12 protein-coding genes are annotated in these 13,019 nt (G+C 45.6%); 6 read left to right on the top strand and 6 right to left on the bottom strand.

The features are described 5' to 3' along the window. Positions 1–89: 89 nt before the first annotated feature. Positions 90–1,541 carry an aspartate ammonia-lyase gene (gene aspA, locus NL626_RS20060; protein WP_005382379.1) on the bottom strand — a complete coding sequence of 484 codons (1,452 nt, stop codon included), beginning with the start codon at positions 1,539–1,541 and terminating at the stop codon, positions 90–92. 431 nt (positions 1,542–1,972) lie between these two features. Here aspA and NL626_RS20055 point away from each other — a divergent pair, with 431 nt between their 5' ends. Next, positions 1,973–2,491: an FxsA family protein gene (locus NL626_RS20055; protein ID WP_005386383.1), complete on the top strand. Its 519-nt coding sequence runs from the start codon at positions 1,973–1,975 to the stop codon at positions 2,489–2,491. A 70-nt stretch (positions 2,492–2,561) separates the two neighbouring features. Here NL626_RS20055 and trmL read toward each other — a convergent pair whose 3' ends face one another. The 4 genes from trmL to NL626_RS20035 all read right to left on the bottom strand — a co-directional run bounded on the left by trmL (position 2,562) and on the right by NL626_RS20035 (position 6,045). Next, entirely contained in the window at positions 2,562–3,041 is a 480-nt protein-coding gene (gene trmL / locus NL626_RS20050) for a tRNA (uridine(34)/cytosine(34)/5-carboxymethylaminomethyluridine(34)-2'-O)-methyltransferase TrmL (RefSeq protein ID WP_005386384.1), read from the bottom strand. Positions 3,042–3,177: 136 nt separating this feature from the next. Beyond that, positions 3,178–3,786 carry a superoxide dismutase gene (locus NL626_RS20045; protein WP_238843064.1) on the bottom strand — a complete coding sequence of 203 codons (609 nt, stop codon included), beginning with the start codon at positions 3,784–3,786 and terminating at the stop codon, positions 3,178–3,180. A gap of 175 nt (positions 3,787–3,961) precedes the next feature. Next, positions 3,962–5,356: an envelope stress sensor histidine kinase CpxA gene (gene cpxA, locus NL626_RS20040; protein ID WP_054579327.1), complete on the bottom strand. Its 1,395-nt coding sequence runs from the start codon at positions 5,354–5,356 to the stop codon at positions 3,962–3,964. Then, positions 5,356–6,045, bottom strand: coding sequence for a response regulator (locus tag NL626_RS20035; protein WP_005382384.1), 690 nt, complete (start codon positions 6,043–6,045; stop codon positions 5,356–5,358). The genes cpxA and NL626_RS20035 overlap by 1 nt, the downstream gene beginning before the upstream one ends. Positions 6,046–6,235: 190 nt before the next feature. On the opposite strand from NL626_RS20035, the gene NL626_RS20030 reads away from it, so the two are divergent. The 3 genes from NL626_RS20030 to pfkA all read left to right on the top strand — a co-directional run bounded on the left by NL626_RS20030 (position 6,236) and on the right by pfkA (position 9,014). Next, a complete protein-coding gene (locus NL626_RS20030; protein ID WP_213968950.1) occupies positions 6,236–6,748 on the top strand; it encodes a CpxP family protein in 513 nt (170 codons plus the stop codon). 111 nt (positions 6,749–6,859) lie between these two features. Continuing rightward, complete coding sequence (gene fieF / locus NL626_RS20025; RefSeq protein WP_253657675.1) at positions 6,860–7,768, top strand: CDF family cation-efflux transporter FieF; 909 nt, start codon at positions 6,860–6,862, stop codon at positions 7,766–7,768. Between the two features lie 283 nt (positions 7,769–8,051). Then, positions 8,052–9,014 carry a 6-phosphofructokinase gene (pfkA, locus tag NL626_RS20020; protein ID WP_005381521.1) on the top strand — a complete coding sequence of 321 codons (963 nt, stop codon included), beginning with the start codon at positions 8,052–8,054 and terminating at the stop codon, positions 9,012–9,014. 90 nt (positions 9,015–9,104) lie between these two features. Here the strand turns inward: pfkA and NL626_RS20015 are convergent, their stop codons facing one another. Next, complete coding sequence (locus NL626_RS20015) at positions 9,105–10,487, bottom strand: MATE family efflux transporter (RefSeq protein WP_213968949.1); 1,383 nt, start codon at positions 10,485–10,487, stop codon at positions 9,105–9,107. Positions 10,488–10,727: 240 nt separating this feature from the next. On the opposite strand from NL626_RS20015, the gene NL626_RS20010 reads away from it, so the two are divergent. Beyond that, entirely contained in the window at positions 10,728–11,018 is a 291-nt protein-coding gene (locus NL626_RS20010) for a co-chaperone GroES (protein WP_005381516.1), read from the top strand. A gap of 77 nt (positions 11,019–11,095) precedes the next feature. Then, positions 11,096–12,742, top strand: a complete 1,647-nt coding sequence (groL, locus tag NL626_RS20005; protein ID WP_005381509.1) for a chaperonin GroEL — start codon at positions 11,096–11,098, stop codon at positions 12,740–12,742. Positions 12,743–13,019: the final 277 nt, after the last annotated feature.

Here is a 13,019-nt window from a genome sequence, read left to right as displayed (position 1 = left end):
GTTTAGCGGCAATAAAAGCATATAAAAAATGTGGTTAACCGTATGAGAGCCTAAAAAAGGGGCCTGAGTGGCCCCCTTCGGATTCGTTATTACTCGTAACGTTTTGCTTTGTAAGTAGGATGCATGAAGTTTTCTACTGACAAGATTTCATCAAGCTCCTCTGCTGTAAGCAGACCGCGCTCTAGCACGACTTCACGAACACTTTTACCAGTTTCTGCACAAATCTTACCTACGATGTCACCTTCGTGGTGGCCGATGTATGGGTTTAGGTAAGTGACGATACCGATAGAGTTGTAAACGTAGTTTTCGCAAACTTCTTTGTTCACAGTGATGCCGTCGATACATTTATCACGTAGGTTCACACACGCGTTGTGTAGTAGAGAGATAGACTCAAACACACTTTGTGCGATCACAGGTTCCATAACGTTTAGCTGTAGCTGACCGCCTTCTGCTGCGAAAGAAACCGTGTTGTCGTTACCGAGAACTTTGAAGCAAACTTGGTTTACTACTTCTGGGATAACTGGGTTTACTTTAGCTGGCATGATTGAAGAGCCTGCTTGCATTTCAGGTAGGTTCAATTCATTTAGACCCGCACGAGGACCAGAAGAAAGTAGACGAAGGTCGTTACAGATCTTCGATAGTTTCACTGCTAGGCGTTTTAGCGCGCCGTGAGTCATTACGTATGCACCACAGTCAGACGTTGCTTCGATAAGGTCTTCTGCTGCAACAACGTCAAGGCCTGTTACTTCCGCTAGGTGTTTTACTGCAAGCGCTTGGTAGCCAGTTGGTGTATTTAGACCAGTACCGATTGCGGTTGCGCCTAGGTTGATTTCTAGGAGGAGTTTAGATGTGTAATCTAGAGCACGAATCTCTTCGTTTAGTGTTACCGCCCACGCATGGAACTCTTGACCTACTGTCATTGGTACTGCGTCTTGAAGCTGAGTACGGCCCATTTTCAGTACATCTTTAAACTCAACGGCTTTAAGTTCGAATGCGCCTTTTAGGTACTCAATTGCTTCCATTAGCTTGTGTACGCTGTTGTATACCGCAATACGGAAACCTGTTGGGTACGCACAGTTGGTTGATTGGCTCTTGTTTACATGGTCATTTGGGTTAACAAATTCGTATTGGCCTTTCTCTTTACCCATCAACTCAAGCGCAACGTTTGCGATCACTTCGTTCGTGTTCATGTTAACTGAAGTGCCTGCACCGCCTTGGAATACGTCTGATGGGAACTGATCCATACACTTGCCAGTTTCTAGGATCAAATCACACGCTTCGATGATGTAGTTTGCAACGTCTTTTGGAATAGCGCCAAGTTCTTTGTTTGCTAACGCTGCTGCTTTTTTGGTCATTACCATGCCGCGTACAAATTCTGGTACGTCAGAGATGGTCATATTAGAGATGTTGAAGTTCTCGATCGCACGTAGCGTATGAATACCGTAGTACGCATCTGCAGGGACATGACGTTGACCTAATAGATCTTCTTCAATACGAGTGGCTGGGTTTGCTGTTTTTGGAGCATCAGATAGGGTAGCCATAGCAGGATCCTTAGATGATAATTCTGATAATAAAGTTATTTATTAGCCATTTCTGCAATCTAGAATCCATTCATCAGAATTTTTGGCTGGAAAATCCGTCCTGACTTATGTGGCACATGATACTGCACCTAGCGCATAAAAATAGTAACTAGATCACCTTTTTCGTTTTTCATGAGTCAATAATTTGCAAAGTATGAACGGGTTATTAATAACCCTTTATGGGTACTCGATTTTCCTCGACAAACATGAGTTTTTAGAGTTCGAAATTAGCACTTTAAAAGCACGAAAAAATCGGTATGCAATTGAATGAAACGCGCTCCCGCTACTTTGTCTAAAAGAGAAGGAGACCAGTATGAACACGCTTTTTTACAACGATTCGTTTGAGCTTAGTCTGCTTTTACCATTACACTGAATTAAACAAAGGAGGGCGTGTGTTTCCTATCTTATTATTAGCGTTTATTTTTGTTCCGATCATTGAAATCGGCTTATTTATTCAGGTGGGCGGTTTTTTAGGTTTATGGCCGACCATTGCACTAGTCTTAATCACGGCATTTGTTGGTGCATCGTTGGTTCGTAGCCAAGGTATACAAACACTGATGTCAGTACAGGGGCGTCTTGAACAAGGTGAAATTCCAGCCCAGCAAATTTTTGAAGGCGTAATGCTAGCGGTGGCTGGCGTGTTACTGTTAACCCCGGGCTTTATGACCGATGCCCTTGGTATGTTGGTGTTGCTTCCTGCGCCACGCGCCGCGATAGCTAAATACTTGATGAGCAAAATGGTGGTGAAAACCATGCATGGCGGTGGCTTCCAAGGTGGTTTCTCTAACCAGGGGCCATTTGAGCAAGACCCGTTCCGTCGTGACCCATTTGATTCCCAGTCAGATAATGGCAAGACCTTCGAAGGGGAATACGAGCGTAAAGACGATGATGATCGCAACAAGCTCAACTGATTGAGTTAGTCAGTAAAGAAAACAAAAGGGCGCACCAAGCGCCCTTTTCTGTATTTGGAATTCGTGCTGCTTACAATGCGCCTTCAAAGCCCATTTGACGCCATGCTTCAAAAGCAATGATCGCAACGGCATTAGAAAGGTTTAGGCTGCGTGCGTCCGGCATCATTGGAATGCGAATACGCTGCTCCATTGGCAAGCTATCGATGATTTCAGCAGGCAAACCACGAGTTTCTGGACCAAACATCAAAACATCACCCGTTTGGTATTGTGCATCAACGTGGTGACCTGTGGTTTTGGTGGTGCAGGCAAACAATCGGTAGTTACCTTGCCTCTCTTTCTCTAAATATTCTAAGAACGCTTGATAGTTTTTATGGCGCGTTACGCGAGCTAAATCATGGTAATCCAAACCAGCGCGGCGGACTTTTTTCTCTTCAAGATCGAAACCCAGAGGTTCAATTAAGTGAAGGTTTGCACCGCAGTTGGCGCATAGTCGAATGATGTTGCCGGTGTTCGGCGCGATTTCTGGTTCGTATAAAGCGATATCAAACATGGTATTGAAATAGAGTTGGTCAAAGAGAGGGGCAGTATATACCCAAGTCACCGAGATATGCGAGATTCAGCAAGATTGACCTGGGTATGAAAGCAGGCATTAGCGCGGATGTTAATACCGTAAGTAGCGATGCTCTTTATAAGAGAGCGTGAGCATAGTTTTCTTCAACTGCTCGCCAGTTGACGACGTTCCACCACGCATCAATATATTCTGGGCGACGGTTTTGGTAGCTGATGTAATACGCGTGCTCCCACACGTCTAATGCGAGGATTGGTTCACCGCGCACATCCACTACATCCATCAGAGGGTTGTCTTGATTACTGGTGGACGTAATGTGAATCTCACCATCTTTTACGATCAGCCATGCAAAGCCAGACCCAAAGGTATTGATGGCTGCTTGGGCAAACGCTTCTTTAAATTGCTCAAAGCTACCAAATTTATCGTTAATTGCTTGAGCAAGCGCGCCTTGAGGCTCTCCGCCACCGTTTGGTGACATGCAATTCCAATAAATGATGTGGTTGTAATAGCCGCCACCATTATTACGTACCGCAGGGCTGAGCTTAGAGATATTGTCAAAGATCTCGTCTAATGACTGAGTTTCGAGCTCGCTCCCTTCAACGGCATTTACAAACTTATCAAAGTACGTCTTGTGGTGTTTGCTGTAATGCACTTCCATGGTTTTCGCGTCGATGTACGGCTCTAGCGAATCGTACGGGTAAGGCAGAGCGGGAAATGTATGTGACATAGTAAATCCTCCTTAATTGGAAAATTCACTTTAATGCTAACGATAATTATTATCAACTTTGATCTTTGTAAGGGTATTCTAAGAAGACCTCACCAATTTCTAAAGTGAGGGTGGGGCTGTGAATCACTCACTCTAGAAATATGGTGCGAATTATTGTTAGTTCATCAAATTGAGACTAACAATTGATCGGTAAGGTGATACTCATGCGCAATCCGCCTAAAGGACTTCGGCTGGCTGCGATCGTGCCACTGTGCTGGCGAATGGCACTTTCGGTAATGGTTAGGCCGAGACCTGTGCCGCCAGAGTGGCGATCGCGTGCCGTTGAAACGCGATAGAACGGGCGAAAAATCGCGGCTAGTTCCTCTTCTGGTACACCTTCTCCATTATCGTCAACCGTGATACGAAGCGTATCGTCATCGGCTTTGATGTCGATTTGTACCTCATCTTTTCCGTAGTAAATGGCGTTACGAACGATATTTTCCACCGCACTCATCAGCAGTTTAGGGTTACCGGAAATATTGCGCTTAGGTAATTCTGAATAGTGTAGCTGTTTGCCCATTTGCTCTGCTTCAAACTGCGCATCTTTAATGATTTCTTCCCATAAACTTTCTAGTGGCTGTGTTTCGCGAGTCATATGACTGTTCGCCTGCATGCGAGAAAGCTCTAATAGTTCGCTGATCATCTGTTCCAAGCGCTGCGCTTCGGTATCGATACGAGTCAGTTCTGGGCTTTCGCCTTGTTTACGCGTCGCTAATGCGCTTGCCATGCGCAGACGAGTTAAAGGTGAGCGCAGCTCGTGAGAGATATCGGATAGCAAACGTTGTTGTCCTGAAATCATTTGATTAACCGCTTCGACCATCTGGTTGAAGCTGCTGCCTGCTTGACGAAATTCCGCCGTACCTTTTTCTAAATTTGGGTCTGTGACAAATTCACCTTTCGCCACACGTTGAGCAGCGGCTTCAAGACGACGTGCAGGCTGACTCAAAGCCCAAGCAAGCCATAACAGCAATGGTGTACTAACCAGCATGACCGCAAGCAAGAGCTGGAATGGGTGATCAAACAGACGCAGGAGTAGAGGTGGTGGCTCATTCCACTTGAAGCCCACGTACATCAAGATATCGGAACCTGCCAAAGTGATAGGAATTGGGCCCGCAATCATGTATCGACCATACAGCTTCTGCTTTGGATTATTGTAATCTTCGATACTGGTGACAAAGTTTTGCATGGCACGCAATTGAAAATTGCTGCGTTTTTCTGTCGTAAGAACATTACCGCTGTAGTCAGAAAAAAAGACTCGTGGGCGAGGGTCGTGCTTGCCGTGGCGGTTGCCCTCGATACGAAAAAGTATGCGGCCTAAATCAGTTTGCTGGCTGTATTTTTGTTGGATTGAGTCACGCGTTTCTACCATACGTTTGTAGTGTTCTTCTGGAATATCGCGAGCTTTGCGTGGGTCCAAATGTGGCAGTGATAGCACGGCTATCAATACTAATAACATGGTGAACCAAAAAATGGCAAAGATGCGTCCATACAGGCTATTGATGTTTGGCAGTTTGATGCGTGATAGGTGCATTAATCCTCCTCAAGCAGCATGTAGCCACGACCACGCAGGGTTTTAATTCGCGGCTTGCCATTGCTTTGATCTGGTAATTTTTTACGTAAGTTCGAGACATGCATATCGATAGCGCGATCAAAAGCAGCGAGTCGTTTACCAAGCACATCTAAGCTCAGTGTCTCTTTGGTCAGCACTTGTCCTGGGTTTTGTACGAAGTGGGTGAGTAGCGCAAACTCGGTTGCCGTGAGGTCGAGTAGCTGTTGCTCACAATACGCTTCTTGCTTACCGGGATAGAGGCGGATTTCTTGATACTCAATGCAATCGCTGTTTTTGGTATTTTTTTGTGTGCTGCTAGTGCGGCGTAAAATCGCACGGATACGCGCCAACAGCTCTCGGTCACTAAAAGGTTTTGGTAAATAATCATCCGCGCCCAGTTCCAAGCCGATCACGCGATCAATTTCTTCCCCTTTAGCGGTCAGCATCAAGACGGGAGTTTCCCAATTTTCACGTAAGCGTTTCAGCGTTTCCATGCCATTGAGTTTTGGCATCATGACATCCAACAAAATCAAATCAATCTTATCATTGATCGCGGCTAAGCCGGCTTCACCGTCATTTGCTTCGCTGACGTCAAACCCTTCGAAACTGAGTACTTCTTTTAATAAGCTGGTTAGCTCGATATCGTCATCGATTAAAAGAATGTTTGCCATGGGGGCACCTATAGTAAGTTACCGATAGCCTAATATTACATTGGAATGATGCGCAACGAAGAGGAGAAAAATCACTCTTTACGATTCTTTACGCTCCCTATACGTCGCTTTACCTAGCGGGTCGTATTCTATACTCAAGCGCTGTGAGAACAGCTCAGAAGAACCACTCACCTGTGTAAGGAATCGTATTATGAAGTCTGCAAAAAAACTTGTGTTAGCTGCTGTTGTTCTACCTCTTACTCTTGGCGCCGCAAGCGCATTCGCTTACGGTGGTAAAAACCATCATAAAGGCCCTCGTGACGAATGCGGCATGGGTATGGACCGAGGTGTCATGCGTCAACTAGACCTGACTGATGCACAAAAAGATCAGCTAAAAGAAATGCGTGAAGTAAACAAAGCAGAAATGAAAGCAAAATTCGCTGATGGCAAAGAAGCACGTATGGCTGAGCGTCAAGCGCATCACGCAAAAGTACAATCGCTTTTGCTGGCGGATAACTTTGATGAAGCTCAAGCTAGCGAATTAGCAAAAGAGATGGTTGAGCGCCAAACGGAACGTCGCGTGCAAATGCTAGAAAGAAAGCACCAAATGCTTAGCGTATTAACACCTGAGCAGAAAGCGAAATTTGTTGAGCTACAAAATGAACGTATGCAAGAGTGTGGCGACAGAATGCACAAGCGCATGGAAAAGTCGCGCAATAATTAAGTCATGAATTGATGTTATATAAAGAGGCAGCCATTGGTTGCCTCTTTTTGATCTGGTTATTTCATGGTCATTCAATATACTCAACGTATGGTTTTAGTTAACTCTTTGATTATGAAACAGCAATACGCACGTTTAGTTACGACCGCCGCTTGGACTGCAACCATTGTGGCGACGCTTCTTCTGATAGTAAAAGTCATCACGTGGTGGGTAACCGGCTCAGTGAGCTTATTGGCGTCATTGATTGACTCCATGTTAGATATCGCGGCTTCGGTTGTGAATCTTGTGGTGGTTCGTTACGCCTTACAACCGGCAGACCGCGAACATACGTTTGGACATGGTAAAGCTGAGTCCTTAGCGGCCCTAGCCCAAGCAATGTTTATTTCGGGCTCGGCAGTATTTTTGATTCTTAACGGGATTGACCGATTTTTCCGCCCGCATGCTTTACACGCACCGGAGTTAGGTGTGTATGTATCGCTGTTTGCGATTGTGGTCACACTTGGCTTGGTGATGTTCCAAAAACATGTGGTTCGCATGACGGGGAGCCAAGCAATAGCGGCGGATTCTCTGCATTATCAGACTGACTTGTATATGAATGCTGCGATCATGGTGGCTCTGGGGCTCAGTTATTTTGGAGTGACTCAAGCGGATGCTGTGTTTGCGATTGGTATTGGTGTCTTCATTCTTTATAGCGCTTTCAAAATGGTCAGCGAAGCGATTCAAACCTTACTTGATAGAAAGTTGCCCGATGAAGAGCTTGAGCAAATTAACCAAGCTTGTTTGAGCGTAAAAGGGGTATTGGGCGTGCATCAGTTACGCACGCGAATGTCAGGACCGACGCGCTTTATACAGTTGCATTTAGAGCTAGACGATAACTTACGATTAATTGAGGCGCATTACATCGCTGATAAAGTGGAAGATAATTTATTGGCTCTGTTTCCTGATGCGGATGTATTGATCCATCAAGATCCATTGTCTGTCGTTTTCGGACCAGAGAAAGAGCAGAAAGCGCAAGATTGGTAGGCTTGAAAAATCCATCAGTGCCCGACGACAAACAGGTACTTATTGACTATCTTTCCATCAATACTTATTAAGATTCGTGATCCTGATATGAATCAACAAAGTTTCATAGAGAAACTGTAATACTCTTACATAAGTAGAAAAGTTACATAAAAAAGTGCGTTTTCATTGGTAATCCTGTAGAGGAAATGTAACATAACGCACAGTTCTGGATTATGCAGGTTGCTTGGTAACAAGGGGCCTAAAAGAAAATTAAATAATTGATTGCCAAAGATCGAGGGTGAGCATGATTAAGAAGATCGGTGTTTTAACAAGTGGCGGTGACGCACCTGGTATGAACGCTGCGATACGCGGCGTAGTACGTACAGCACTATCCGAAGGATTGGAAGTTTTCGGTGTGTACGACGGCTACCTAGGCCTATACGAAGGCCGCATCGAGAAGCTAGATCGTTCTAGCGTTTCAGATGTGATCAACAAAGGTGGTACGTTCCTAGGTTCTGCACGTTTCCCTGAATTTAAACAAGTGGAAGTTCGTGAAAAAGCGATTGAGAACCTGAAAAAACATGGTATCGATGCACTAGTGGTAATCGGTGGTGATGGTTCGTACATGGGTGCGAAGAAACTGACTGAAATGGGTTACCCATGTATCGGTCTTCCGGGCACAATCGACAACGATATCGCAGGTACGGATTACACTGTGGGCTACCTAAGTGCACTAAACACCGTTATCGATGCAATCGACCGTCTACGTGATACTTCTTCATCTCACCAACGCATTTCAATTGTAGAAATCATGGGCCGTCACTGTGGTGATTTGACTCTGATGTCTGCAATTGCGGGCGGTTGTGAATACATCATCACTCCGGAAACTGGTCTAGACAAAGACAAGCTGATCAGCAACATCCAAGATGGTATCGCTAAAGGTAAGAAACACGCGATCATCGCGCTTACTGAGCTAATGATGGATGCTAATGAACTAGCACGTGACATCGAAGCCGCGACAGGTCGTGAAACTCGTGCAACAGTACTTGGTCACATCCAACGTGGTGGTCGTCCAACTGCATTTGACCGCGTACTAGCATCTCGTATGGGTAACTACGCTGTTCACCTATTGATCGAAGGTCATGGTGGTCGTTGTGTAGGTATCGTGAAAGAGCAACTTGTTCACCACGATATCATCGACGCAATCGAAAACATGAAGCGTCCAGTACGCAACGATCTATACAAAGTTGCTGAAGAGTTGTTCTAAGCAAGCTTGAAATAGATAAACAAAACCGCGGCTTTCCGCGGTTTTTTTGTATTTGAGAATCAACAAAAAGAAACTAGTGATAGACGAGTGTTAAGACACGCTGCTCTGCTCTATGAGCGTTAATTTTCGCTCGCGCAGCGCAAACAAGTAGCCCAGTAGCCCACCCAACGTATTTCCAACCGCGATACCGATAAACAAGCCTTCAATGCTGTAGATTTGGCTCCCGATCCACGCCGATGGCAAGGTAAAAATGAACAGCCGCATAAAGCTCCACTGGAATGCACGCAATGGCTTGTGCATCGCATTCAAACCACTGACTAACATCATTACGATGCCTTGGAAGCCATAACTAAATGGCACCACCAGTAAATAATGCCAAAGCAGGTTTTTCACTGCATCTTCCTGAGAAAATAGCGCAGCCAGAGGAATGCTCAGCGGTACCATCATCAAGAAGATAAACCCTTGGAATACCACTGCAAAACGCATGCTAATAAATAAACCGGAAAAGGCTCGTTGCGGTTGTTTGGCTCCTAAATTTTGTGCCATAAACGGTGTGAGGGCAGAGGTCAGCGACATCAATACTAAAATCAATATAGACTCAATACGCTGCGCTGCGCCGTAAGCAGCAACCGCCGCTGTACCATGGTTGGATAACAGCATCATCAGAATGGCACCGGACAACGGATTCATCGCGTTTGATAGCGCAGCAGGGGTACCAATTTTTAGTGTCTGTTGCCAGTCTTGTTTCAGCAAAGCCCATTGGGGTTGAGCAAGCAATTTTTCCCGTTTAATTAGCACATAGAATGAGCCACACAAAGCACCTAACCAGCTAAAGGCACTTGCTATGGCTGCGCCTTGAATGCCAAGTTCCGGAAAAGGGCCATAACCGAAAATCAACAATGGATCGAGCATGCCATTAATCAAACCAGCCAACATCATGACTTTTGCTGGTGTTTTTGTGTCGCCAGTAGCTCGGATAGCACTGTTGCCCGCCATTGGGATCACTAGCAGAGGAATGGTGAGATACCAGACCTGCATATATTGCTCAATAAGAGGGATGAGATCATCAGACGCACCAAGAAAACGAAACAATGGCGCAATGGTGGTAAAGCCAATAGAAGACGCGATAGCCACAAGTAACACGGCTAACAACAAACCGTGGGTGGTGAACCGAGCAGCTTGTGGTGCATGACCTTGCCCAAGCAAGCGACCAATATTGGTCGATAGTCCCATCCCAATCCCCATCGTAATGCAGTTAACCGCAAAGGTTACAGGGAAGGTATAGCTGATAGCTGCTAGCGCTTGAGTGCCAAGCAACGAGATAAAAAACGTGTCCACCAAGTTAAACATCAAAATTGCGATCATGCCCATGGTCATGGGTACGGTCATTTTCCGCAGCGTTTCAGGAATGGGTGCGGTCAACAAACCATGCTTATCGTTCGCTTGGGGTTCCAGCTTGTTATTTTCCTGCATGTGTGACAACTATCTGGTGAGCAAACTGCAAGGATACAAGAAAGCGAGATGCCGAGCGAGTGAGCATTTCTAACGCAAACCGTTGCCTAGTTGTTCGTTATTTTAACTAAGTCACAAAAATTTTGTGCCACCCCCTTGGGATCGCTGCTTCGACCCCTTATATAGGGATCACGTGTCTGGGGCTACAGTCCCTAAGGACAATTATCAAATAAACATGGAAATTTTCAGGAGAGACGACCGATGAACATTCGTCCATTACATGACCGAGTTATCGTTGAACGTAAAGAAGTTGAATCTAAGTCTGCTGGTGGCATCGTTCTGACTGGTTCTGCTGCAGAAAAATCGACTCGCGGTGTTGTTCTAGCTGTGGGTAAAGGCCGCATCCTAGAAAACGGCACCGTACTGCCACTAGACGTTAAAGTCGGTGATACCGTTATCTTCGCTGAAGGTTACGGTACAAAAACTGAAAAAATCGACGGTAAAGAAGTGCTTGTCATGTCTGAAAACGACATCATGGCGATCGTTGAATAATAGCAATCATTGAGTAATTTTTTGCTCAGATTCAATTACGAAATTACACACAAAGAATTTTAGAAAGGAAATCAAAGATGGCTGCTAAAGACGTTAAATTTGGTAATGACGCACGAGTTAAAATGCTGGAAGGTGTAAACGTTCTGGCTGACGCAGTAAAAGTAACACTGGGTCCTAAAGGACGTAATGTCGTTCTAGACAAATCTTTTGGTGCACCGACTATCACTAAAGATGGTGTATCAGTAGCGCGTGAAATCGAGCTGGAAGATAAATTCCAGAACATGGGCGCACAAATGGTTAAAGAAGTTGCGTCTAAAGCAAACGACGCAGCGGGTGACGGTACAACAACAGCAACGGTACTAGCGCAATCTATCGTTAACGAAGGTCTAAAAGCAGTCGCAGCGGGCATGAACCCAATGGATCTTAAGCGCGGTATCGACAAAGCTGTTGCAGCGGCAGTTGAGCAACTAAAAGAGCTTTCTGTTGAATGTAACGACACAAAAGCGATCGCGCAGGTTGGTACTATCTCTGCAAACTCAGACGCAAGCGTAGGTAATATCATTGCAGAAGCAATGGAGCGTGTGGGTCGTGATGGCGTTATCACGGTTGAAGAAGGTCAGGCGCTACAAGACGAGTTAGACGTAGTAGAAGGGATGCAGTTCGACCGCGGTTACCTGTCTCCTTACTTCATCAACAACCAAGAATCAGGCAGTGTTGATCTAGAAAACCCATTCATTCTTCTTGTTGATAAGAAGATCTCAAACATTCGTGAGCTTCTTCCAACGCTAGAAGCTGTCGCGAAAGCATCTCGTCCACTGCTTATCATTGCAGAAGATGTAGAAGGCGAAGCGCTAGCAACATTGGTTGTGAACAACATGCGTGGCATCGTAAAAGTTGCAGCTGTAAAAGCACCTGGTTTCGGTGACCGCCGTAAAGCAATGCTACAAGACATCGCTATCCTAACTGGCGGTACTGTGATTTCTGAAGAGATCGGTCTAGAGCTAGAAAAAGTTGCACTAGAAGATCTAGGTCAAGCGAAGCGTGTTTCTATCACAAAGGAAAACACGACTATCATCGATGGTATCGGTGAAGAAGAGATGATCTCTGGCCGTGTTGCTCAGATTCGTCAACAAATCGAAGACGCAACTTCAGACTACGACAAAGAGAAACTACAAGAGCGCGTTGCTAAACTGGCTGGCGGTGTTGCAGTAATCAAAGTCGGTGCAGCGACTGAAGTTGAAATGAAAGAGAAGAAAGACCGTGTAGAAGATGCGCTAGCCGCAACTCGCGCAGCGGTTGAAGAAGGTGTTGTTGCTGGTGGTGGTGTTGCACTTATCCGCGCGGCATCTAAGATTGCTCACCTAACAGGTGACAACGAAGAACAAAACGTTGGTATCCGCGTTGCACTACGTGCAATGGAAGCGCCAATCCGTCAAATCACGAAGAATGCAGGTGAGGAAGACTCAGTTGTTGCGAACAACGTGAAAGCGGGTGAAGGTAGCTACGGCTACAACGCGGCAACAGGCGAATACGGCGACATGCTAGAAATGGGTATCCTAGATCCAACTAAAGTTACTCGTTCTGCACTACAATTCGCAGCATCGGTTGCAGGTCTGATGATCACAACTGAAGCGATGGTTACTGACCTACCGCAAAAAGACGCGCCAGCGATGCCTGACATGGGCGGCATGGGTGGCATGGGCGGTATGGGCGGCATGATGTAAGCCAGCTTATCTCATCGCTCTAGGGAAACCTTATAGCGGAAAGATAACCGACCAAACCCTTAAAAGTCGAGGCAGATGCCTCGACTTTTTTATGCGTGTCACCTGAGAAACATGACGTTCTGGTGTGGCTTATCATGAAACTTTTGAGCGTAAAAAGCGCCATTTCAGAAGCAAAAAATCGAAGAGAAATATTTTTTCTTTTGAGTCAGATGGTTAAATCTGACCTATTGCTAACACTTTTTGAACGGGGACAGAGCAAAATCTGAACATTACACTA

Source organism: Vibrio sp. Y58_MX_L22, from assembly GCF_024181865.1.
Classification (GTDB): Bacteria; Pseudomonadota; Gammaproteobacteria; order Enterobacterales; family Vibrionaceae; genus Vibrio; species Vibrio alginolyticus.
This window is presented reverse-complemented; position numbering and strand designations above follow the sequence as displayed.